The sequence below is a fragment of the Virgibacillus xinjiangensis genome, from assembly GCF_042643145.1.
GTDB lineage: Bacteria > Bacillota > Bacilli > Bacillales > Amphibacillaceae > Virgibacillus_O > Virgibacillus_O xinjiangensis.
Window position 1 is genome coordinate 71661 of record NZ_JBHRSA010000031.1, and the last position, 23340, is coordinate 95000.

At 45.1% G+C, this 23340-nt stretch carries 19 protein-coding genes; 3 read left to right on the forward strand and 16 right to left on the reverse strand.

The genetic code is table 11. The features are described 5' to 3' along the window. Positions 1-12 precede the first annotated feature (12 nt). From polA to ACFOGI_RS07490, 8 genes are all read right to left on the reverse strand, one after another. The gene (polA, locus tag ACFOGI_RS07455; RefSeq protein ID WP_390270788.1) at positions 13-2649 is read right to left on the reverse strand and encodes a DNA polymerase I; all 2637 of its coding nucleotides are present in this window, start codon (positions 2647-2649) and stop codon (positions 13-15) included. 112 nt (positions 2650-2761) lie between these two features. Beyond that, on the reverse strand, positions 2762-4141 hold the full coding sequence (pnpS, locus tag ACFOGI_RS07460; protein WP_390270791.1) for a two-component system histidine kinase PnpS: 1380 nt from the start codon (positions 4139-4141) through the stop codon (positions 2762-2764). Beyond that, positions 4138-4833: a response regulator transcription factor gene (locus ACFOGI_RS07465; RefSeq protein ID WP_390270794.1), complete on the reverse strand. Its 696-nt coding sequence runs from the start codon at positions 4831-4833 to the stop codon at positions 4138-4140. Before ACFOGI_RS07465 ends, pnpS begins: the two co-directional genes overlap by 4 nt. Positions 4834-4953: 120 nt before the next feature. Further along, on the reverse strand, positions 4954-5427 hold the full coding sequence (locus ACFOGI_RS07470) for a MaoC/PaaZ C-terminal domain-containing protein (RefSeq protein ID WP_390270797.1): 474 nt from the start codon (positions 5425-5427) through the stop codon (positions 4954-4956). A gap of 123 nt (positions 5428-5550) precedes the next feature. Beyond that, positions 5551-6492 carry a malate dehydrogenase gene (mdh, locus tag ACFOGI_RS07475; protein WP_390270801.1) on the reverse strand — a complete coding sequence of 314 codons (942 nt, stop codon included), beginning with the start codon at positions 6490-6492 and terminating at the stop codon, positions 5551-5553. A 23-nt stretch (positions 6493-6515) separates the two neighbouring features. Further along, positions 6516-7787 (reverse strand): NADP-dependent isocitrate dehydrogenase, encoded by a 1272-nt coding sequence (gene icd, locus ACFOGI_RS07480; protein ID WP_390270804.1) that lies wholly within the window; start codon positions 7785-7787, stop codon positions 6516-6518. A 96-nt stretch (positions 7788-7883) separates the two neighbouring features. Beyond that, the gene (gene citZ / locus ACFOGI_RS07485; RefSeq protein WP_390270806.1) at positions 7884-9002 is read right to left on the reverse strand and encodes a citrate synthase; all 1119 of its coding nucleotides are present in this window, start codon (positions 9000-9002) and stop codon (positions 7884-7886) included. 231 nt (positions 9003-9233) lie between these two features. Continuing rightward, positions 9234-10253, reverse strand: coding sequence for an ATP-grasp domain-containing protein (locus tag ACFOGI_RS07490; RefSeq protein WP_390270809.1), 1020 nt, complete (start codon positions 10251-10253; stop codon positions 9234-9236). A 244-nt stretch (positions 10254-10497) separates the two neighbouring features. Between ACFOGI_RS07490 and ytvI the strand changes: the two genes are divergently transcribed. Continuing rightward, positions 10498-11604: a sporulation integral membrane protein YtvI gene (gene ytvI, locus ACFOGI_RS07495; protein ID WP_390270812.1), complete on the forward strand. Its 1107-nt coding sequence runs from the start codon at positions 10498-10500 to the stop codon at positions 11602-11604. A 1-nt stretch (position 11605) separates the two neighbouring features. Here the strand turns inward: ytvI and ACFOGI_RS07500 are convergent, their stop codons facing one another. From ACFOGI_RS07500 to dnaE, 8 genes are all read right to left on the reverse strand, one after another. Further along, on the reverse strand, positions 11606-11995 hold the full coding sequence (locus tag ACFOGI_RS07500; RefSeq protein WP_390270815.1) for an FxsA family protein: 390 nt from the start codon (positions 11993-11995) through the stop codon (positions 11606-11608). 67 nt (positions 11996-12062) lie between these two features. Then, complete coding sequence (pyk, locus tag ACFOGI_RS07505; protein ID WP_390270818.1) at positions 12063-13823, reverse strand: pyruvate kinase; 1761 nt, start codon at positions 13821-13823, stop codon at positions 12063-12065. A 27-nt stretch (positions 13824-13850) separates the two neighbouring features. Next, positions 13851-14810, reverse strand: coding sequence for a 6-phosphofructokinase (gene pfkA / locus ACFOGI_RS07510; protein WP_390270821.1), 960 nt, complete (start codon positions 14808-14810; stop codon positions 13851-13853). Between the two features lie 215 nt (positions 14811-15025). Further along, complete coding sequence (accA, locus tag ACFOGI_RS07515) at positions 15026-16000, reverse strand: acetyl-CoA carboxylase carboxyl transferase subunit alpha (RefSeq protein WP_390270824.1); 975 nt, start codon at positions 15998-16000, stop codon at positions 15026-15028. After that, positions 15997-16857 carry an acetyl-CoA carboxylase, carboxyltransferase subunit beta gene (accD, locus tag ACFOGI_RS07520; protein WP_390270826.1) on the reverse strand — a complete coding sequence of 287 codons (861 nt, stop codon included), beginning with the start codon at positions 16855-16857 and terminating at the stop codon, positions 15997-15999. The genes accA and accD overlap by 4 nt, the downstream gene beginning before the upstream one ends. Positions 16858-16953: 96 nt before the next feature. Then, positions 16954-17583, reverse strand: coding sequence for a FadR/GntR family transcriptional regulator (locus ACFOGI_RS07525; RefSeq protein ID WP_390270829.1), 630 nt, complete (start codon positions 17581-17583; stop codon positions 16954-16956). A gap of 25 nt (positions 17584-17608) precedes the next feature. After that, a complete protein-coding gene (locus ACFOGI_RS07530) occupies positions 17609-18847 on the reverse strand; it encodes an NAD(P)-dependent malic enzyme (RefSeq protein ID WP_390270832.1) in 1239 nt (412 codons plus the stop codon). A gap of 124 nt (positions 18848-18971) precedes the next feature. Continuing rightward, entirely contained in the window at positions 18972-22379 is a 3408-nt protein-coding gene (dnaE, locus tag ACFOGI_RS07535; protein ID WP_390270835.1) for a DNA polymerase III subunit alpha, read from the reverse strand. Positions 22380-22478: 99 nt separating this feature from the next. Here dnaE and ACFOGI_RS07540 point away from each other — a divergent pair, with 99 nt between their 5' ends. Together ACFOGI_RS07540 and ytrI are read left to right on the forward strand one after the other, a co-directional pair. Then, positions 22479-22811 carry a YtrH family sporulation protein gene (locus tag ACFOGI_RS07540; RefSeq protein ID WP_390270838.1) on the forward strand — a complete coding sequence of 111 codons (333 nt, stop codon included), beginning with the start codon at positions 22479-22481 and terminating at the stop codon, positions 22809-22811. Further along, positions 22811-23311, forward strand: coding sequence for a sporulation membrane protein YtrI (ytrI, locus tag ACFOGI_RS07545; protein WP_390270840.1), 501 nt, complete (start codon positions 22811-22813; stop codon positions 23309-23311). Before ACFOGI_RS07540 ends, ytrI begins: the two co-directional genes overlap by 1 nt. Positions 23312-23340 lie beyond the last annotated feature (29 nt).

A 23340-nucleotide genomic window follows, 5' to 3' on the forward strand; every position in this document is an offset into this window, starting at 1 on the left:
TTCACCTTCTCCTTACTTTGCATCGAACCAACTGTCGCCATAAGCGTAATCCACTTTTAAAGGAATATGGAGCTCCACTGTATGTTCCATGACCTCGGGCACTATTTCCATCAGTTTCTCCAATTCTTCCTTCGGTGCTTCCAGGATCAATTCATCATGGACTTGGAGCAGCATACGCGCATTCAAGTTCTCTTCTTCCAACCTTCCATAGAGATCAATCATCGCTTTCTTGATGATATCAGCAGCACTACCCTGAATCGGGGTATTCATTGCCGTACGTTCCGCAAAACTCCGCTTATTGAAATTGCGACTGGTGATGTCTGGTAAATACCTCCGACGTTTCATCAATGTGGTTACATAACCTTGATGTTTTGCTTCTTGAATGATTTCATCCATATAGGATTTGACTCCTGGGTAGCTCTCAAAATAACGGTCAATGAATTTCTTCGCCTCTTTCCTCGTAATCCCGAGGCTTTGGGAAAGACCATAATCACTGATTCCGTAAACAATTCCGAAGTTCACCGCCTTGGCTTGTCGCCTCATACTGTCGGTGACACCTTCTTTATCTACATGAAAAACATCCATCGCTGTCTGTGTATGGATATCCAAGTCCTCCTGAAATGCTCGGATCAGTTTATCATCATTCGCCATATGTGCAAGTACCCTGAGTTCAATCTGCGAGTAATCGGCGGCGAACATGATCCATCCTTTTTTAGCAGGAACAAAAGCCTGCCTGATTTTGCGCCCTTCTTCCAGCCGGATTGGGATATTTTGCAGGTTTGGTTCCATTGAACTGAGTCTGCCTGTCTGGGTCAATGCCTGGTTGAAACGTGTGTGAATTTTATTGGTATGCGGGTCCACTACTTTCAGCAGTCCTTCAATATAAGTCGACTGCAGCTTGCCCAACTGTCTGTACAGCAATAGTTTTGGTATGATCTCATGTTCATTTTCCAGTTGCTCCAAGACATCGGCAGCAGTCGAATAGCCTGTCTTGGTCTTTTTGATTACCGGAAGGTTTAGCTTCTCAAATAATATAGGGCCGAGCTGCTTGGGGGAATTCAAATTAAACGGTTCACCGGCCAATTCATGGATCTCCTTCTCCAGGTCCTGAAGCCGTTGTTTCAGACCATTTCCCATTTCTTCCAAATTGGAAATATCCACAAGTACACCCAGGTGCTCCATTTCCCCCAATATCAGAGCAAGCGGCATTTCCAGTTCCTTGTATAGCTCCAGTTGTTCATTAGCTTTCAGCTTCTCTTCCATCTGTTCCTCTAAGGCGTACAGGGCAGCAGTTTTTCTTATAATATGCTCGGCAAGGACTTGTTCTTCCGGCACTTTCTGTTTGGCACCTTTACCATATACTTCTTCATCATATAATACATCTGTCTTCCCAAGCCTGTTGCTGATTGCTGGGATATCATGATTGTTTTCTGAAGGGTTCAGCAGATAAGATGCAAGCAGCATATCAAAATCAATACCTTTTATATGGATCCCATGATTCAATAGGACTACCAGTGTTTTTTTTGCATCAAACACCATCTTCTTATTGTCATACTGCTCTGCCCATTCTTGGAAGGCCGCCGACTGCAATGCAACCTCTGCAGGGATGAAGTAGTTACCCTTCTCATTTGAAATGCCGAATCCTTCGATCGTGCCCGTATGGTAATTTTCCCCCAGCATTTCAGCAACCAATGCTTCCTTGCCAGTAAAAATATCATCGGTAACTTCTCGTAGGATGGTTACATCTATCTCCTTCATTGGCTCTGAAGTCCCTTCGGCCGTAGTGTCCCCGCCAATTCTGTCTAACAGTGACTGAAAGCCCAGTTCTTTGAACATGCCGCTCAATTGGTTGGGATCATATCCTCCATAGGCAAGTTCCTTCGGTTCCACCGTGATAGGGGAATCACGTTTAATGGTGACCAAATCCTTGCTGAGAAACGCTTCATCCTTATATGTAGTCAATTTTTCCTTGAGTTTTTTCCCGCTCACTTCCTCGATATGGTCGTAGATCCCTTCGAGGGTGCCGAATTGTTTCAGCAGTTTGACAGCCGTTTTTTCTCCAACACCGGGCACTCCTGGAATATTGTCGGATTTATCCCCCATCAATGCTTTCAAATCAATGATCTGATCTGGTGCGATATCCATCTTCTCCTTCATAAACGCCGGAGTGTACCGCTCTACTTCACTGATCCCTTTTTTGGTCAGACTGACGGTAACCTGGTCCGAGGTCAATTGCAGGAGGTCTTTGTCTCCAGATATAACCGTAACATTCCAATCGTCTTCTTTCTCCACAGTCGATAAAGTACCGATAATATCATCCGCCTCATATTGCTCCAATTGGTAATGGGGGATGGAGAAAGCATCAAGCACTTCTTTCAAGAGAGGGAATTGTTCAGACAACTCTGGTGGCGTCTTCTGTCTGCCACCCTTATATTCTTTATAAGTCTCGTGTCGGAAGGTGGTCTTCCCGGCATCGAAGGCCACTAGTATATGGGTTGGCTGCTCTTCTTCCAGAATACGCAGCAGCATAGTGGTGAAACCATACACAGCATTTGTGTAGACTCCCTTGTCATTGTTCAATAATGGCAGGGCAAAGAATGCCCGGTATATAATACTGTTGCCGTCGATCAGCACTAACTTATTTGACATATGACTATTACCTCCGTTCGCTGTTCTTTTATTATTTTATCATTCCCTGAGAATAAAAGAAAAAATTACGAGTGGCTTGCCAAATGAAAAGACATCTCCCTGAAAGAGATGTCTAGGCTTTTATTTGTTTTGGAAGATACACATGGATGGCTGTACCCTCGTTCAATTCACTTTTAATATTGATCAACCCTTCATGTACTTCCACAATGTGTTTGACAATGGCGAGCCCCAGCCCGGTTCCTCCGGTATTCCTGCTCCTTGCTTTATCCACACGGTAGAACCGCTCAAAGATCCGCGGCAACGCCTCCTTGGCAATCCCAATCCCGGTATCTTCCACTTGAATATGTACATATTCTTCCTCTTCAGCTATACGAAGCCATACCTCCCCTTGTTCTGGTGTATAGTTGAAAGCATTGTCCAATAAGTTGATCAGAATTTGTTTGACCTTCTCTTCATCAGCCTCCAGTTTCACATCCTCTTCTATTTCTACCGAAAATTCCAATCCTTCCCTTTCCGCTTTATGTTTGATCGGCGGCAGAATGTCTCCCACCAGGGAATGCATGTCCAATTCAGCAACTGCCAGCTGAAAACCTTCTTTTTCCAATTGGGATAACCGGAGCAAATCATCAATCAACAATTGGAGCCGATCACTTTCCTTGTAGATGATCTGAAGAAATTCCTCCCTAACCTGAGCATCGTCCCCTCCTCCGTCAAGGAGTGTTTCAGCAAAGCCTTTGATGGAAGTTATCGGCGTTTTCAACTCGTGAGAGACATTGGCCACAAAGTCTTTCCGCATGCCCTCCAATTTTTTCAATTCGGTAATATCATATAAAACGAGCACCGCTCCTTTCAGACGGTTGCGACTGCTGAAGATAGGTACGCCAAGGACTTCCAAATAATTCTTGTCAACGCCGCCATTATAATAGCTGAACTCTTCTTTGACATTTTTTTCATAAAGGAAGGTGTCATGTACAGTCTGATGAATGATTTCGTTGTCGATGACTTCGTGATACAGGTAACCATTGTAGTCCTTTTCACGTTTGCCGAATATGGAGAGGAATTTACTGTTCACTAGATGGATATAGCCCTTTTCATCAATTAGCACTAAACCGCTCTCCGTATTATCAATCACCGAAGCTAATTGCTCTGAACGCATTTTTTCCTGTATGGAAATTTCACTCATATATCTCGCTAGCTGGTTGACCCTGTTGCTGAGCTCCGCTACGTCTCCAGTGGTCTGGAAATGAACGCGAGCTCGGTAATTACCTCTGGCTATGTCATGCAATGTTTCCGTGACTTTCCTCATCGGCTTGATAAACCTCTCCTGAAAATGGAGGAGCATGATGAGCAACGTGACAAACAAAGCGGCTAATACAGAAATCAACATGACTTTATTCTCAGTTAGCGGTGCTAGGAAAACGGTTGTCAGTATGATGGCCAAGGTAAAGCCCACTATGTATGGAAAGAATGCCCTTGTAAATATCCTGCTCATGACACCGGCTCTTCCAATTTATATCCAAGCCCACGTACAGTTATGATGTATGCAGGTTTTTTGGTAGAGGGCTCGATTTTCTCCCGCAGATGACTGATATGTACATCAACAATTCTAGTATCCCCTACAAAATCGTAGTCCCATATACCACTTAGCAGCTGATCACGGGAAATGACCTTGCCTTTATGGTTGGCCAGATAGTACAATAATTCAAATTCTTTGCGGGTAAAGGTGATCAGATTGCCGTTCATCTCCGCTTCATAACGTTCAGGATAAATCACCAGGTCACCGATGCGGATCGTGTCATAACGGTTACGATTGCCCCCCTCTGTCCTTCTGAGAATTGCTTTGATCCTGGCGATGACTTCCTTGGGGCTGAATGGTTTGGTCAAATAATCATCCGCCCCTAATTCCAGCCCCAACACTTTGTCAAATTCATCATTTTTTGCTGTCAGCATTAAGATAGGAGTATCAATCCGGTTATTTCTCAATTTCTTGCAAACTTCCATACCATCGATTTCAGGGAGCATGAGGTCTAGAATAATCAAGTCATAGTCATTCTGTTCCGCTTTCATGACCGCATCCAATCCATCATACGCTACATCAGTCGTGAACCCCGCCTTTTCGATATTAAACTTCAGCAGTGTTACAATCGAAGCTTCATCATCCACAATTAAAATATGTTTCTTCATCCAACCCCCCATTTCTATTAAACCATAACAATTGCATAGTTTTATCTTACAATGAATCAGACAGGATGTGAATGTTATGGAAGGTTTGTAAATGAAACTTTACATTGGATTCACTCTATTTTAAAAGAAGTTTTCCAGAGAACTGGCAGTGAGTGAATTGGGCTGATATGCCGGTGTCACATACAGTTTACCCTGAATAACCGTATTTCCTTCCTCATTGTAGCCTGTTACAGCTAGAGCTGCCCGGTTCTCTTCGATATCCAGGGCGATGACTTCCAAGAGGAATTTTACTTCGGTTTCATGAAATACTGGGGTCGGAAACGTCATTTCATGCTGTGTAATATGACTTCCAGGCCCAGGCAGGTGCATGGATACCAGGGAAGAAACCATCCCAAACAACATCACTGATGGTACAACCGGTTTTTCATATGGTGTCTGTGATGCATAGTCATGTTGGGTATACAAAGGATTCGAATCATTTGTCAAACCAAGATAAAGAAGCAAATCTCTGTCGTCCATTCTTTTGCTCGCTTCGAAAGAGTCCCCCACCTTCAGGTCTCCTATTTGCTTACCAAGTTTTCTTCTGCCGATCAAGTCTACCACCTCCATTAAATGTAAACGCTTTCTAAGAGCATTATATCATATTCACAGGAAAACGGAAAAATGTACAAAAGAGGCCCTCTGCAGCATCGTATTGCTGCAGAGGGCCTGAGAAGCTTACTTATCTAATATGGTCAGTACATTCTTTACTGAATCCGCCGACTTATCCAATTGAGCCTTCTCTTCATCTGTGAGTTCAAGCTCAATTATTTCTTCAATACCGTTCCCTCCAAGGATAGTCGGTACTCCTAAATAAATATCGGAGTAGCCGTACTCCCCTTCCAGGTACGCAATAGAAGGAATCACACGTCGTTGATCCTTCAAGATGGCTTCAGCCATGACAGTCAAGGAAGCAGCAGGTGCATAGTAGGCACTTCCATTACCGAGGAGATTGACGATCTCCCCACCGCCTGTCCGAGTACGGGCAACTATTTCATCCAGGCGTTCTTTGGAGATCAACGTTTCCAAAGGTATCCCACCGGCATAGGAATAACGTATCAATGGCACCATATCGTCACCATGGCCTCCCAATACAAAACCTGTAATATCTTTTACAGACAGGTTCAATTCTTCGGCCACAAATGTACGGAATCTGGCAGTATCAAGAACACCGGATTGCCCGATCACTCTTCCTTTCGGCAGCCCTGATTCCTTAAACACCGAATAGGTCATCGCATCAACAGGATTGGTCAGAACCACGATGGTCGTTTCCGGAGAGTACTTCACAATCTCCTTAGTTACGGTTTTCATGATCTTGGCATTGGTATTCACCAGATCATCACGGCTCATGCCTGGCTTGCGGGCAATCCCAGCAGTGATGATGACCAAATCGGAACCTTCCGTATCCTTGTAATCTGCAGTACCCTTAATTTTGGCATCGAAGCCTTGGACTGGCGCAGCTTCAGACATGTCCAACGCCTTTCCTTTTGTAGGGTCTTCCATGTCCGGAATATCGACCAGCACAATATCTCCCAACTCTTTCTGTGCGAGCATCAAGGCAGTAGTCGCACCAGTAAAACCTGACCCGATAACGGAAATTTTCTTCCTACTAATTCCCATTGGCTGTCTTCCCTCCTCTGTCATTAGTCCATATTCTTAATCAGTTCATCTCCGAATTCAGAACATTTCACTTCTTTTGCACCGTCCATCAAACGTGCAAAGTCATACGTTACAACTTTGGAAGCAATCGTCTTATCCATTGATTTCGTGATCAACGCAGATGCTTCTTTCCATCCCAGATGCTCAAGCATTTCCACACCGGAAAGAATAACGGAAGATGGATTAACTTTGTCCAAACCTGCATATTTTGGAGCAGTACCGTGTGTAGCTTCAAAAATAGCGTGTCCAGTATCATAGTTGATGTTGGCACCTGGAGCGATACCGATTCCACCAACCTGTGCGGCAAGGGCATCTGAAATGTAGTCCCCGTTCAAATTCATGGTAGCGACAACATCAAACTCTTTTGGACGTGTAAGAACCTGCTGCAGGAAGATATCGGCAATCGCATCTTTTACAAGGATTTTACCTTCTGCCAAAGCCTCATCTTGTGCTTTGTTAGCAGCATCTTTGCCATCCTTCTCGACAATACGGTCATACTCTGCCCAGGTGAATACTTTGTCACCGAACTCTTCTTCGGCCACTTCATATCCCCAATTTTTGAACGCGCCTTCTGTAAATTTCATGATGTTACCTTTATGTACTAAAGTAACACTCTTACGACCTTCATTCAGAGCATAATTGATGCTGGCTCTTACAATTCGCTTTGTACCTTCCTCGGACACCGGCTTTACGCCAATACCGGATGTTTCAGGGAAACGGATGTTGGACACTCCCATTTCATCTTGAAGGAACCCTATTACTTTCTTCACTTCATCCGAGCCTTTTTGCCATTCAATCCCTGCATAGATATCCTCGGTATTTTCACGGAAAATCACCATATTTACATCCTCTGGCCGCTTGACCGGAGAAGGAACGCCGTCAAAATAACGTACTGGACGCAGGCATGTGAATAGATCGAGTTTCTGTCTCAATGCCACATTCAAAGAACGGATTCCACCACCGATTGGCGTGGTCAATGGTCCTTTGATTGCGATCTTATATTCATTGATTTTATCTAAAGTCTCCTGAGGCAGCCATTCACCTGTTTTATCATAAGCTTTTTGGCCTGCCAGTACTTCTGTCCATTCAATTCCCTTAGTGCCATTGTAGGCCTTTTCTACGGCAGCCTCGATCACACGGCTGGCGGCAGCCCAGATATCCGGGCCTGTCCCATCCCCTTCGATAAATGGAATGACTGGATTATTCGGTACATTCATGTTTCCGTTTTCTACTGTAATTTTCTCTCCCTGTGCCATAACAAAATACCTCCTGTGTCTGTCTAATTCTCTCAACCAATTTTTATTCTATCATAAATCTTCTATAAAAGTTAAATATACTGAATAATTAGCTGCTTAGCGGTTTTCAACTGGAACATACTGCTGGGATTGCGGCCCTACATACTCTGCACGCGGACGGATGAGACGATTGTTCTCATATTGTTCCAGGATATGGGCTAGCCAACCGGAAGTACGGCTCACAGCAAAAATAGGTGTGAACAGATCATGGTCTATACCGAGGCTATGGTAGACCGAAGCAGAATAGAAGTCCACATTAGCAGGCAACCCTTTATTTTCTTTAATGTATTCCTCAATTTCAACGGACATATTATACCATTTGGATTGTCCAGTCAGTTCTGTCAATTCCCTCGACATTTCCTTTAGGAACTTGGCACGAGGGTCCCCCTGTTTATAGACGCGATGCCCCATACCCATGATTTTTTCTTTTTTGTCCATCTTGTCTTTAATAAACGGGATGGCATTTTTTTCTTCGCCAATTTCTGTCAGCATTGCCATTACCTGCTCGTTTGCTCCGCCATGGAGTGGGCCTTTCAAGGCCCCGATTGCAGCAGTGATACCGGAATAGATATCGGATAATGTAGCCACACAAACCCGGGCTGTAAACGTAGAAGCATTGAGCTCATGATCCGCATGAAGGACGAGTGCCTTATTGATTGCTTCCACTTCTATATCCTCCGGTTCTTTTCCATTAAGCATGTATAGGAAATTCTCTGAGTAGCTCAGGTCTTTTTTCGGCTGGACAACTTCCTGGCCTTGCCGGATCCTTGCAAACGCTGTAACCACCGACGAAATCTTCGCCTGAATACGGACCGCTTTTCGTTTATTAGCTTCGGTTTCCATTACGTCGGCTTCTTCATCATATAAGCCAAGCAGGGAAACTGCCGTACGCAGAGCGGCCATTGGATGGACGGTAGACAAATCATATGAACGTAAATGTTCGATGACTTGTTCAGGCAATTCCATGTTCGCAGCAAGTTCATTTTTCAGCTGATCCAACTCTTTCTTCGTCGGGAGCTTTTGGTTCCATAATAAATAAATAACTTCTTCAAAGCTTGAATTTTTAGCCAGGTCATCAATCTTATAACCGGCATAAGCAAGCTGGTCATCTATAATTGAACTGATGGAAGATTGAGTTGCTACTACCCCTTCAAGCCCTTTGGTCATTGCTGTCATATAAAACCCTCTCCTTTTCTATGAATTGTTCTTTCATTTACTAGAATGTATAAGAACTTTTTGACAATATCCAAAGAACATTGTCATCCCCATAACCAATTATAAAGTATTACGAATCTAATGTGAATTGAAACCGTTTAATTTTTAATAATTAATTTATGTATTTGCCTGTCATTGGTCGTTAAACCCTGCCAAATGGCTTCCCTTTAAAAATGAGACTTCCAGGAAGTCTCATTTTTGATCGACGAAGAAATGCTCACGGTAGCGAATCATCCTGGTATTCCAATTGGGTTCCACTTTCGGCTGTTCTCCTAGAATATTATATTGAAGGAATAGATACGGGAAATTCACCCCTGCCCCGAGACTCATCACATGACTGCCGCCAAAACGAGCATTCACATCTGTCAGCTTGAATCCATCGTCCGTTTCGATAAACTGCAGGTTAATAAAGCCGCTATCCGCAAGCCGTTCAGAAATGGAAATAGAAGCCTCGATCAAATCCTGTTTTTTGACGACTGTCCCATCCAATACAATCCCGTTGGAGACCTGTGAGCGCTCACGTGGCACTGCTGTCACAACTTCTCCCCTGTGCAGGAAGATATCGACACTATATTCTCTTCCATCCAAGTAATCCATGATGATCCGTCGGTCGGAGGAGTCGATGGCACAGTAATCATCGATATTATAAATTTTGCTCTTTCCTGATTTGATGGCTTTCAGGAAATTGTCCCTGTTTGTTAGGATTGCAAAACCGAGGGATCCATTCCCTGTTACTTTCTTGACACAGACATATTCATCTTTTGCAAAGTGGCTTTGTTTAAGTTGGAGCAGTTCAGAGGAGGAGTTGAAACCGAAATATTTTGGCACATAGTGGCCAAGACCTCGTTCCTCCAAAAATTCATACGTCTTTTGCTTATCGTTGAGCACTTCAAAATGATTGCTGTAAGGCAGGGCCACCTCGCAGTCCAACTCATGCCTGAAGTCCCGATAGATTTCAATTTCATCATGTAATGTCGGAAATATGGCGTGGATATTTTCTTTTTCAACAATTTCTTTGATCGTCGATTTATATGCCTCCAGCTCTCTGTAAGGCGGTGTTTGATAAAAAGTGTCGCAGAACAAATTACCTGAGGTCAATGTTCTTCTGTCTGTCCCTACCAAGTAAGTATGTTCCTCGCCTTTCAATCCCCTGAGGATTCCTTGAGCTGTCGGGCCTCCTATTCCTGTTACCAACACATTTATACGGTCCATTTGTTCATCTTCCTATCTCACATTATTGTTCTTATACTGCTTGCCCAGATAGGTACATAGAATACTAGGCAGCAGTTACTCCTTTTATGACACTAACTGAAATTTCGAGTGATTTCAACAAAAAACCCCCAGCAGGATGACCACGGTGAACGGTTATTTCAAAGTTTCCTTCCCTTTGCTTCTACCAGACAGTGATGGAACATAAGAAATATATATATAGTATTTCAAAGATTGGAGTAAAAAAATGTACAAGCATCTTCTTTACCCATCGATGAGAGCAGCACTGGTATTGACCTGTCTGCTTCTTATTTTCTTTTTCATCAAATATCTGTTTATGCCTTTTCTGCCAATGATATTGGCTGTTGCAATTTCCTATGCAATTAATCCAGTGGTAACATTTCTGGAATCTCGCCTGAAGTTCCCCAGACCTATTGCTGTATTCATGATCCTATTGTTCTTTTTTTCCCTGTTTAGTGGCATGATGTTTTTGATCATTGCTGAACTGGTCCACGGAACAGCTTATTTAGCAGAGAGAATCCCTGCAGCTTATCAAGCGGTTCTCAACAGCTTGAAAGAATTTCTTAATACGACTATTCTGCCGCTCTATAACCATCTGCTCTCATTCATCCATACCCTTGATCCGGCTTATCAGACGGCAATCCATGAAAAGGTGGAGCAATACATTACACAGTTGACGGAGAGTGGAAGTTCCCTGCTGAAAGATCTCTTCTTAGGGATACCAGGAGTCATTGGCAAGCTTCCCAATTCCATTACTGCCTTTATATTCACTGTATTAGGCACCTTTTTCCTAGCCAATGACTGGCCGCGGATAAGTAATTTCACATCTCATTTGCTACCGGTACGATTTCAGCAATCTATGGCTGAAGTGGTTTGGCATCTAAAAAAAGCCCTGACAGGCTATGTCAGAGCTCAATTCATTATGGTATTGATCACTTTTTTGCTCCTTTTGACAGGGCTGACGGTGCTTGAGGTAAAACATTCCCTTACCATCTCCTTGATTGTTGCCGCACTCGACCTTCTCCCTTATATAGGAACTGGTATTATTTTTCTTCCATGGATATTCTACCTGTTTTTCACTGGCCAATATCCATTGACACTGGGTCTATGTACCCTCTATATGCTGATTCTAATTACTCGTCAGTTATTAGAACCGAAGATATTGTCTGGAAGTATTGGCTTAAACCCATTGGTAACACTGATCGTACTCTTTGTAAGCATACAACTATGGGGCGCGGCTGGAATTGTTATAGCGCCTCTTGCGCTGCTGGCTGGAGCAGCTATACATCAAGCGGGTGTCACCCGGAAGATTTGGACGTTCATAAAAGGCTAATTCACCATTTGCGGTAGATGATTGTCCCTTTTCCCATCCTGCTTCTGAGATAATTCCTAATCTTGCTACGGAACAATCCCCTAGTAAAAGGAATAACAAGCAAAAATCCGAGGATATCTGTAATAAACCCTGGAGTGAGCAGGAATATAGCTCCAGTGAAAATACAGATGCCGTCAATCAAGTATTCTGTGGGTGCCTGACCATTATTCATCGCCAATCTTGCTTTATCCCATACATCTGCTCCTTGTTTTTTTGCAAGAGCCATTCCAAGAATTCCTGTGAGAATGATCAGGAGAACAACCCACCAAGGACCGACAAGTCCGCCAATCCATAAAAACACCCCAATTTCAAGAGCCGAGATGATCAATAATAGTATGGCCAAATAGCGCATAGCCTGTTCCCTCCTTCACTCCTATGCGAAAAAAGAAGGGGCATGCCCCTTCTTTTCCAGATTCTGCCTATAATACTCTTGTGTGGCCTTTGTAGATATCGCCCTTGGCTCCGTCAGCAGTGATGTCTAGGCCGTCTTCAATCAGCTTGAAAACATCCTTCACACCTACAACAACAGGAATACCCAAGCTGAGCCCTACTACAGCAGCATGGGACGTCAACCCGGCTTCTTCGGTAATGATGCCTCCGGCTTTTTCTAGGGCCGGCATCATATCCCTTTCTGTACCGTAAGTTACGAGTATATCTCCCTCTTGGACCTTATTGATTGCTTCATCAGCTGTCTTAGCTACAACGGCTTTGCCGTAAACGGTATTTCGGCCGATTCCCTGTCCTTTTGCAATCACATCACCGATTACATGAACTTTCATGATATTGGTGGTGCCGCTCTCGCCGACAGGAACACCAGCTGTAATGATGACACTGCTTCCACGTTCAACCAAACCTGTAGTTAATCCTCTGTCAATCGCTACGTCAAGCATTTCATCAGTGGAATTAGCTCTCTCACCCTGGATGGAGTGCACGCCCCATACAAGGGAAAGCTGGCGGTTCACGATTTCGGAATACGTGACAGCAACAATCGGCACATGTGGACGGTATTTGGAAATCATGCGTGCCGTATGCCCACTCTCTGTCGGTGTAAGGATAGCACTGACGCTCAAGTTCATTGCTGTATGGGTAACAGACTGGCTAATCGCATCAGTGATCGTCATGCCTACAGACTTCGAGCGTTCTTGCAGCAATGTTTTATGGTCAAGGGCAGATTCGGTTTTGATTGCAATATTGCTCATCGTTTTGATCGATTCAACTGGGTAGTCCCCGGCTGCAGTCTCCCCTGACAGCATGATTGCGTCTGTGCCATCAAAGATAGCGTTGGCAACATCAGACGCTTCCGCTCTTGTCGGACGTGGGTTTCGCTGCATGGAGTCCAGCATTTGGGTCGCTGTGATAACAGGCTTGCCGGCAGTATTGCACTTCTTGATCAACTGCTTTTGTACCAGCGGCACATCCTCCGCAGGGATTTCCACACCTAAATCTCCACGAGCAACCATCAGACCGTTGCTCACTTCCAAGATGGAATCAATATTATCGACGCCTTCTTGGTTCTCGATTTTTGGAATGATGTTGATATGGGTTGCATCATATTCTTCCAGAAGCGCTTGGATCTCCATGATATCAGACGGACGGCGCACAAAAGAAGCCGCAATGAAGTCAACGCCTTGTTCGATACCAAACTTGATATCTTCTGCGTCTTTATCGGTGATACCTGGGAGGTTCACTGAAACATTTGGCACATTGACACCTTTTTTATTTTTAATGAGACCAGAATTCTTGGCAAGTGTCTTCAATTCTTGGTTTTCCTTATCCACTTCAATGACTTCCAGTTCAATAAGGCCGTCATCCAACAGAATGATGGAACCTTCATGCACATCATCGATCAAGCCGCTGTACGTGATGGAAAAGCGCTCTTTCGTGCCTTCCACTTCGTTCATGCTGACGATTACTTCTGTGCCTTGGAGGATCTGCGCTTGTCCATCCTTGAAGTTTCCTGTCCGGATCTCCGGACCTTTGGTATCCAGCAGAATAGCGACTGTTTTCCCTTTGCGCTCTGCTGCTTCTCGGATGTTCTTGATCCTGGCACCATGCTCTTCAAAATCCCCATGGGAAAAATTCAGACGTGCCACATTCATCCCAGCATCAATCAACTGCTCCAATTTTTCAACAGATTCAGACGCTGGTCCGATGGTACAAACTATTTTAGTGTTCCTCAATGTTGTTTCCTCCTTCAATATCCACTGCTATATTGATAATTCTTTCGACAGGCTGTACATCGAGAGATCAACTGCATGATTTTCAGACAGAATATCATTGATATCATGATCCGTCAGCTGGTTGCTCTGGATTCCAACCATTCTGCCAGCCTTTCCGTTCAACAGCATATCTACTGCATGGCCGCCAAGTCGGCTGGCCAAAACACGATCTGCTGCTGTCGGGGTGCCTCCCCGCTGAATATAACCTAGTACGGACACCCTAGTCTCCAGCCCGGTGGCTTCCTGTATGCGCTCACCATATTCGAATCCAGATCCTGCACCTTCAGCAACAATGATGATGCTGTGTTTTTTTCCTCGCTCCTGACCTCGATTGATCCTGTCCACGATATCCTGGAAGTCTTCTTTTTCTTCAGGAATCAATATACTTTCCGCACCGCCGGAAAGACCAGCCCATAGAGCAATATCACCGGCGTCTCTTCCCATTACTTCAATGACCGTCGTCCTTTCATGGGAAGTGGCCGTATCACGTATTCTATCGACTGCTTCAATGACTGTGTTCAAGGCGGTGTCAAACCCGATCGTAAAGTCGGTTCCCGGTATGTCGTTATCGATGGTACCTGGTATACCGATGCATGGGTAACCTTTTTCCGTAAGCTTTTGGGCCCCTCGGAAACTGCCATCGCCCCCAATGACGATCAAACCTTCTATACCTAATCTATTCAATTGATCAATGGCTTTCTGCTGCCCTTCATCGGTTTTGAATTCCTCGCTTCGGGAAGTGAACAAAACAGTTCCTCCACGCTGAATGATATCACCGACGGAACCGACCTGCATCTGTTCAATATTTCCCTCAATCAGTCCTTGGTACCCATTTTTAATGCCGAAGACCTCTACATCGTGATAGATAGCCTTTCTAACTACCGCACGGATAGCAGCATTCATTCCTGGGGCATCTCCGCCGCTGGTCAAAATACCTATTTTCTTCATGTCAAGTGTCACCTCATGTCCAAAAAAATTCGTACCTGTATAAACCTCACTATACCAAGATAATATTTACAGGTTAAAATAGCAATTAATTCCCTGCCTACCTATTAATTTTCCACAATTCCCATTTATAAAACAATATAATGGCGGAAGAGAGGTTCTCGGACGAGATGAGAAGGTTATCCATTCAAAAGAAAAGGGCTGATCAGGTCAGCTCCTTATGATTGCAGCGATTCTTCATTCACCTGATAATCGCCGATTTTCTTATACTTCTCCCATCTTTTTTCTAACAAATGGTCTTTTTCGAGAGAAGAGAGGTTGCGGATGGATTGATCGATGACCTGGTCTATATACTCAGCCTGCATGTTTACATCCCGGTGGGCTCCACCTTTCGGCTCAGGGATGATCTGATCAATTATTCCCAGTTCTTTCAAATCGTAAGCAGTTATCTTCATCGACTCGGCCGCTCTCTGAGCTTGGCCAGAATCCTTCCAGAGCAGGGCAGCCGCACCTTCAGGAGAAATGACGGAGTACGTGGAGTTTTCCAGCATATGTATCTGATCACCGACTCCCAAGGCCAATGCTCCTCCACTGCCGCCTTCTCCGATTACGATACAGATCACCGGAACACTCAATCCGGCCATTTCCATCAGATTGCGGGCAATCGCTTCACTCTGCCCCCGTTCCTCTGCCGCCTTCCCAGGGTATGCTCCCTTCGTATCGATAAAGCATATGACTGGTCGACCGAATTTCTCAGCCTGTTTCATATGCCTCAGTGCCTTGCGATAACCTTCGGGATGCGGCATGCCAAAATTGCGCCTGATATTTTCTTTCGTATCTTTCCCACGTTGATGGCCAACAACGGTAACAGGCGTACCCTTATAAAAAGCAACCCCGGCTACAATCGCTTCATCATCACCATAGTAGCGGTCCCCATGAAACTCGATGAAATCAGTAAACAGGCGCTCCACATAATCCAGTGTTGTCGGTCTTTCCTGGTGTCTGGCAAGCTGGACGCGATTCCAAGGCTGCAAATTACCATAGATATCATCTTCCAACACTTGCAGGCGCTTCTCCAATGTGCTGATTTCTTCACTGAGATCTATGTCGCTTTCATTGGTGAATTTTTTCAGTTCTGTTATTTTCTCCTTTAAGTTCACAATCGGTTTTTCGAAGTCGAGTATTTGTTTCATGCCCTCACCCCGCTATTCTGATGGATTGCCAGCAAAGTCTTCAATAGACTTTTCATTTCATGACGTGGCACCACTTGATCGAGCTGTCCATGTTTCAACAGGAACTCCGCTGTCTGGAAATCATCGGGAAGTTTCTCACGGATCGTCTGCTCTATGATCCTGCGACCGGCAAAACCAATTAATGCCCCCGGTTCTGCAAAGTTGTAATCACCAAGGGATGCGAAACTGGCAGACACGCCCCCTGTTGTCGGATGGGTCATCACAGAAACCATCAAACCTCCCGCATCCGAAAAACGCTGGATGGCGACGGAAGTTTTGGACATTTGCATCAGGCTCAACACACCTTCCTGCATTCTGGCCCCGCCGGAAGCGGTAAAAATAATAAAAGGAAGGGACTGCTCCCTGGCATTTTCAACTGCCCTTGCAATTTTCTCTCCAATAGCGGAACCCATGCTTCCCATCCGGAAGCTTGCATCCATTACTGCAAAAGCAGTTGGTTGTCCATCAAGGGAACCTTTACCCGTTACAACCCCCTCATTCAATCCGGTTTTCTTACGGTCTTTCTCCAGTTTCTCTTCATACTCTGGAAAATTCAGGGGGTTGGTGGATACCAGCTGGTGATCCCATTCTTCAAACGTTCCTTCATCAAATAATGTATCAATCCGCTCCCATGCTGTCAGCTGATGGTGGAAGCCACAGTTTGGACATACATTCAAATTCTTCTTCATTTCTTTCCGGTAGAATATTTTATGGCATCCATCGCATTTCTGCATGAGTCCTGCAGGCACATCTGTTTTGGCCTGTTCACTCGGCATGGATGCATATTTCCTTTTTTTGCCAAAAAAATCCTTAAGCAAATTGCTGCCCCCTTTCTCTTCACTGATTTCTATCATATCCACCTATTATATCGGTTACCACACAAAAATGGTGTAAAAGTGGGTCGAACTTCTATTTTATTCAGAAACATACAGTTTCGTCGAGTGATCCAGCAAAGCCTCAATCGCCCTATATTCTCCTTCCGCATAATAGCGGGCCAGCTCTCTGTAGAAATGTTCCTCATAGAAGAACCGGCCGATGGTTCCGGAAAACTCCTCCATCAGCTGCCATACCTTTGACAGCAGCATATTATCCACTTGACGGAAAAGATAATGAAAGAAAGAAGCATGCTTTTCTTGAAGATCCATCTCTGAATCATGGATGATTTTTTCCAAGTCCTTCACTTCCTCCATAGTTATATGGCTGAATGCGAGCTTTGCCGCTTCCCTTTCCAAAATCTTTTTCGCCAACAGCAGGTCCTCTTTTGTACTAGCTTCTTGCAAAATAAAAGATGATAATAACTCTACCGTCTGAAAAGGGCGGTATGTACTTAGATATGTACCTTCTCCATGCCTTGTTTCAATCAGACCAAGGAGTTCCATCGCCCGTAAGGCCTCTCGTACAGAAGACCTCCCAGCCTGGAGAGTTTCCGACAGTTGGCGTTCTGACGGCAGTTTATCCCCAGGCTGGAGGGCGTTTGTTTCTATCAGTCTGCGAATTTCTTTCAAGACCCCTTGGTACACCTTTTGTTTCGGCGAAATGGTCACTGCCGCAGCTCACTCCTTCTACCTATCAATCTTCATCTATGCGCGTTAATTTCCTGGTTTTTTCAGCAACTTCTTCCGGGTCGACAGAAATTCTGGCAACACCCGATTCCATGGCAGCCTTCGCTACTTCGGAAGCAACAATAGGCGCCACTCGTTCGTCGAACGGTGCTGGGATCACGTAATCTTCATGAAGCTCCTCTTCCCCTACCAATGAAGCAATCGCATGGGCGGCAGCAACCTTCATCCGTTCATTGATCCTGGTAGCCCGAACATCTAGAGCACCACGGAAAATGCCAGGGAAGGCCAAGACGTTATTCACCTGGTTCGGAAAATCAGAACGGCCGGTACCGATCACCCTGGCACCCGCTTGTTTTGCTTCCTCCGGCATGATCTCAGGGTCGGGATTGGCCATGGCGAAAATAATTGCATCATCGCTCATCTTTTCCACCATTTCTTTGCCAAGCGCTCCACCAACGGAAACTCCGATAAACACATCGGCTCCTTCCAGCATTTCTTCCATACTGCCTTCTTTTTTGGCTGTATTGGTGAATTTGGCGACATTATCTTTCACCTCATTCATACCGTAGGAACGACCTTCAAAGATGGCACCTTTGGAATCGCACATGATCATTTCGCGTACACCAAAATTATATAATAGCTTGATGATGGCAATCCCGGCAGCCCCTGCTCCATTGGCAACCACCTTAATATCGGAGAAAGATTTCCCTACAAGTTTCAGAGCATTGATCAGGCCTGCAACAGTCACAATGGCTGTTCCGTGCTGATCATCATGAAAGATAGGGATATTGGTCTCTTTTTTCAAACGTTCTTCAATCAGGAAGCAGTTCGGTGCAGCAATATCTTCCAGGTTCACCCCTCCAAAGGTCGGTTCCATCAGTTTGACGGTCTGCACGATTTCGTCCACATTATTCGTATCGAGACAAATAGGAAAAGAGTCCACTCCTGCAAAACTCTTAAACAATACCGACTTTCCTTCCATTACAGGAAGCGCCGCTTCCGGGCCGATGTTACCAAGCCCAAGTACTGCCGAACCATCGCTGACTACAGCTACCATATTTCCCTTCATTGTATAATCATATACGGTTTCTTTCCGGTCATGTATCTCCTTGCAAGGCTCGGCCACTCCTGGAGAATAAGCCAGGCTGAGCTCCTCCGCATTGGTGACCTTCACTTTTGATTCAGTTTTCAGCTTTCCCTGATTCACTTTGTGCATTTGCAATGCTTCATCTCTTAAGCTTGCCATATCGACTGACCGCTCCTTTTCAGCAATTGGATTACTTGTACTACCGTGGGATAAATAAGTATGATTTCGTGTGGTCTGACCACCCATGATTCCTAATTATAACAGATGGCTTTTGTCTGTAAAGCTAGGACTTTTCCTTTTGAAGAACAACATTTTCATAGCCGAAAAACTGTCGAAGTTCTTTGAGGCAAGGATATTCAGGCTCCAGATTATAATCGGATGACAGCCTGTACGTCTGTCTGCTTTGCTGATGGTGGACAATGACCGGCACACTACCGGGGTGGCTATCTGCCTTCTTCTTTATTTCCTCCAATGCCTCCTCGTTGCTCTGCCCGGTGATCTTTATGAATAACCTCCGGCTTTTCTCCGGCTGCAGGTTTTTTTCCTCAAAGGGGAGGATCTCTGACAACAGCCATTGGACCCTGTCATTCCTGGATTCGACCTTGCCCATCATCAAAACCAGTGTTTCTTCTTCCAGCCATCTACCTGCGTCCCTGTACAGTTCGGGAAAAACGACGGCTTCCATATCCCCGCTTTCATCGCCAATCGTCAGAAATGCCATGGATTCGCCGCGCTTCGTACGAATGGTTCGTATCGATTGGATGACTGCAGCCCCTTTCACCTGTCTGCGGCCGAGGAGCTTTTCTGCATTACTCACTGACACATATCCACTTTCCCTTAATTTCTTCCGATGTTCCTTCAGGGGGTGGCTGGAAATATAGATACCCATCAGCTCTTTTTCGTCTGCCAGTTTTCTCATTTGGCCGAAATCTTCAATATCCGTGTAATCCTCCTCCAATTCTATACGGTCTTGGAACAGGCTGGACTGGCCGGCGAACTCCTTGAACAATTCTCCTTGTTCGATTGCCTGGTCGACCGAAGCGAGAAGACTTGCCCTGTTTGGCCATGTCTCATCAAAGGCCCCCGCCGTTATCAATTTTTCCAAAACTGGTCGGTTGATGATTTTCAACGATACTCTTAGGCAGAAATCAAACAAATTTTTATATGGTTCGTTCTTCCTGTTTGCAGTTATTTCCTGGATTACCTGACCGCCAATTCCCTTGATCATCATAAGACCGACACGGATAGCTCCGCCTTCGACACTGAACCTGCCGAAACTCCTGTTAATGGAGGGAGGAAGAACATCAATTCCAGCTTCGCTCAATTCTTTAATATAAGCAGCAGCTTTATCATGCTGATTGGCAAAAGAACTTAACAGTTCCGCGTAGAAGTTCGCAGGATAATTCGCTTTCAGGTATGCAAGCTGATAGGAGATCTTACTGTACGCAACCGCATGGCTTCTATTGAATCCATAGTTGGAAAATCGGACAATCCATGCAAAAATTTCTTCTGCGACCTTCTGTGTATAGCCGTTCGATAAGCAGCCATCGATAAATGCCCGTTTCTGATCCTGCATGACGGCCTGCTGTTTCTTGCTTACTGCTCTCCTCAGAATGTCTGCTTGTCCCAAGGAGAACCCGGCAATCTTATTTGCAATCTGCATGATTTGTTCCTGGTAAATCAACACACCATAAGTGTTTTCAAGGATCTCTTTCAAATCGGGGTGGGGGTATACCACCTCTTCTACCCTGTTCTTCCGTGAGATATAAACAGGTATGAATTCCATCGGCCCTGGCCTATATAAGGCATTGACAGCAACGATGTCTTCAAAAGTAGTGGGCTTCAGGCGCCGCAGCACCTGTTTCATTCCTTGTGACTCCAATTGGAACACCCCATTGGTTCTGCCTTCTTGCAACATGTGAAAGGTATTCCCATCATTCACCGGAATGGATGCCATATTGATGTCTTGCCCAGTAGTATATTTAATGGAAGCAAGCACCCGCTCAAGCAACGTGAGGTTCCTTAGCCCCAGAAAGTCCATCTTCAATAAACCGAGCTCCTCCAAGTCATTCATCGGATATTGGGTCAGATTGGCTCCATTGCTGCCTGCGGTCAGTGGTACATGGTCGACCAATGGCTGCTCGCTGATCACTACCCCAGCTGCATGGGTGGAAATATGCCTTGGCAGTCCTTCCAATACAGCTGCCACCGCAAATAATAATTTCAGCTTATCCGATTGCTTGATATATTCCTTCAGCTCGGAGGATTCTCTCACTGTCTCAACCAGACTCTTTCCAGACTGGACGGGCACCTGCTTCAGTACAAAGTCTGCATCCTGCTGATCAATCTCCATTGTTTTAAACAATTCCCGCAGCAGCGACCGGGCAGCAAATGTGCCGAATGTAATGATCTGGGCCACATGCTCATCCCCATATTTACCTCGGACGTAATCAATCACTTCGTCCCGGCGAGCATCGGAAAAATCGATATCGATATCCGGCATGGTCTGTCGTTCCGGGTTGAGGAAACGTTCAAATAAAAGGCCATATTTCATTGGGTCCACATCAGTTATCCCTAATACATAAGCAACGAGCGAACCTGCAGCCGAGCCTCTGCCAGGTCCGACCAATATTCCCTGTTGCTTGGCATAATTGATAAAGTCGGATACGATCAAAAAATAATCACTGAAATCCATAGTCTGGATCACGTTCAACTCATAAAGAAGTCTGTCCGTGATTTCCTGGGAAATAGGAGAATACCTCTCTTTCACCCTTTCCCAACATACATCCTCCAAGTAGCGATGGGCTTTCTCCCCATCTGGGAGTGGGAAAGAAGGAAGCCTCCTTTGATTGAAATCGAAGTCCACTTGGCATTTTTCCGCGATGACCCTCGTCTGTTCAATCGCCTCCGGCCAGGATGGGAATAACTGTTCCATTTCTTCAGCCGTCTTCAAGTAACGCTGGCGGGAAGAAGGTGAAATCCTGCCGCCTCCCCATGTATCCCCCGATTTCACTGACTGGAGACAGTCGAAGGCCATATCATCTTTCGGGTTCAAATACCGTACATCCTGGATCGCTGTGACAGGAATTGCATGCTCCTTCCACATCTCCTTCACTAGCGGCAACATTCGCTGTTCTTCCTCCAAGCCATGGTTTTGGATTCCCAAATAGAAATCACCCTGGCCCACCAATGACTCCCATGTTTTCAGATAGGATAGGACCGATTCTGAGTCGCCGGAACGGAATAAAATTTCCAAACTATCATGCAGCATCGGAAGAATACATATCAAATTGGATGTGTGAGTTTCTAGAGTCTGCCATTCGATATGATCAAGGGAATACTGCTGGATATGACTGCTGATCTTCACCAGGGATTCATAACCCTCCTTATTCTTCGCTAAAAGGATACAGCGTACCGGTTCGTCATCCTCATCCAGCATGACATGTACCGTCATCCCGATAATAGGCTTGATGCCACGGGATCTGCAGGCTTTGTAGAAAGGAATGGTACCATACAGCACCTGTTCATCTGTGATTGCCAAGGCATCAAACCCCATGTCCTCGGCTTTCTGTGCCAGCTCTTCCATCATGATTGTGCTGTCCAACAGGCTGTATCCGCTGTGAACCTGCAAGTGTGTGTAAGACATATTTATCCCGCCTTTTCGATCTCTGTCTTCCATTATATCAACCATACCAAAGCCTGCATATGGAAGTGGACTGCCTTTGGAAACATAACCATTGTGCATCCTTCATAGAATAGAAGGAACATGCCTCCCGGGGGGTCGGGTGTAATGGAAGAACGTTTTTTCGCATCATTTATCCATTGTTATTTTATTGCTTTTGGAGTGATTATTGGAGGCTCCATCATTGGCAGTATCGGAGAATTTGCTACAGGCAATGCACCGATGACATCCATTGGAAGACTGGCTAAGAACCTTCGAATTTGGGCAATAGTGGCTGCAATCGGGGGCACATTCGATGCCATCGCTAATTTCGAGAAGGGACTGCTGGACGGTTCACCACTCGATTTCTTTAAACAAGCCATGCTGATCGTCTCAGCAATGGGCGGTGTCAAAACAGCCATTTTATTGTTGGAATGGTTGATCCAGGAGGATATAAGCTGATGCATATCCCTCCTTATCACCGCCGGAAATCTTGGCAGCGATTCATAGCCGGAGCCGTGATAGGAGCTGTATTGGCCTATATGGTCTATCTATACATTTATGGCTCCTTGTACGAACAATTACTGCAGGAAAATTATCAGATACAAGCGGAACTGGACGAAGTGAAAAGACATAACGAGGCATTGCTCGAAGATAATGAAGAGCTGGACAAGCGGTCAAACCAACCACTGACAGTGGAAACCATCCAGGTGAAGATCAGCAATGGGAGTGAACTGAAGGATGAGCTGATTATACATCAGCTGGAAGAAATGATGAAAGAAGAAATCAACCACCTTGTAGGGAAAGACCTCTCCTCCATTGCAGGCAGTGATGAACTCCTCATTTCCACCATTGAAAATAAAAGCTTCACCATAGATGGATTCACCTATTCCTTTAAAATTGAAAAACTGATCATCTCGACAGACGTAAAGTTGACTGCCGAAGCAGAATTGTCAAACTAATGTGAACATTTTATGAAAAATGGCAGTTT

What these genes read in the sequence shown, in the direction of transcription:
- polA (WP_390270788.1), bottom strand. Translation starts at nt 2,649, where the DNA reads ATGTCAAATAAGTTAGTGCTGATCGACGGCAACAGTATTATATACCGG.
- pnpS (WP_390270791.1), bottom strand. Translation starts at nt 4,141, where the DNA reads ATGAGCAGGATATTTACAAGGGCATTCTTTCCATACATAGTGGGCTTT.
- ACFOGI_RS07465 (WP_390270794.1), bottom strand. Translation starts at nt 4,833, where the DNA reads ATGAAGAAACATATTTTAATTGTGGATGATGAAGCTTCGATTGTAACA.
- mdh (WP_390270801.1), bottom strand. Translation starts at nt 6,492, where the DNA reads ATGGGAATTAGTAGGAAGAAAATTTCCGTTATCGGGTCAGGTTTTACT.
- icd (WP_390270804.1), bottom strand. Translation starts at nt 7,787, where the DNA reads ATGGCACAGGGAGAGAAAATTACAGTAGAAAACGGAAACATGAATGTA.
- citZ (WP_390270806.1), bottom strand. Translation starts at nt 9,002, where the DNA reads ATGACAGCAATGACCAAAGGGCTTGAAGGGGTAGTAGCAACTCAATCT.
- ACFOGI_RS07490 (WP_390270809.1), bottom strand. Translation starts at nt 10,253, where the DNA reads ATGGACCGTATAAATGTGTTGGTAACAGGAATAGGAGGCCCGACAGCT.
- ytvI (WP_390270812.1), top strand. Translation starts at nt 10,498, where the DNA reads ATGTACAAGCATCTTCTTTACCCATCGATGAGAGCAGCACTGGTATTG.
- ACFOGI_RS07500 (WP_390270815.1), bottom strand. Translation starts at nt 11,995, where the DNA reads ATGCGCTATTTGGCCATACTATTATTGATCATCTCGGCTCTTGAAATT.
- pfkA (WP_390270821.1), bottom strand. Translation starts at nt 14,810, where the DNA reads ATGAAGAAAATAGGTATTTTGACCAGCGGCGGAGATGCCCCAGGAATG.
- accA (WP_390270824.1), bottom strand. Translation starts at nt 16,000, where the DNA reads ATGAAACAAATACTCGACTTCGAAAAACCGATTGTGAACTTAAAGGAG.
- ACFOGI_RS07530 (WP_390270832.1), bottom strand. Translation starts at nt 18,847, where the DNA reads ATGGCAAGCTTAAGAGATGAAGCATTGCAAATGCACAAAGTGAATCAG.
- dnaE (WP_390270835.1), bottom strand. Translation starts at nt 22,379, where the DNA reads ATGGTTGATATAATGGAAGACAGAGATCGAAAAGGCGGGATAAATATG.
- ACFOGI_RS07540 (WP_390270838.1), top strand. Translation starts at nt 22,479, where the DNA reads ATGGAAGAACGTTTTTTCGCATCATTTATCCATTGTTATTTTATTGCT.
- ytrI (WP_390270840.1), top strand. Translation starts at nt 22,811, where the DNA reads ATGCATATCCCTCCTTATCACCGCCGGAAATCTTGGCAGCGATTCATA.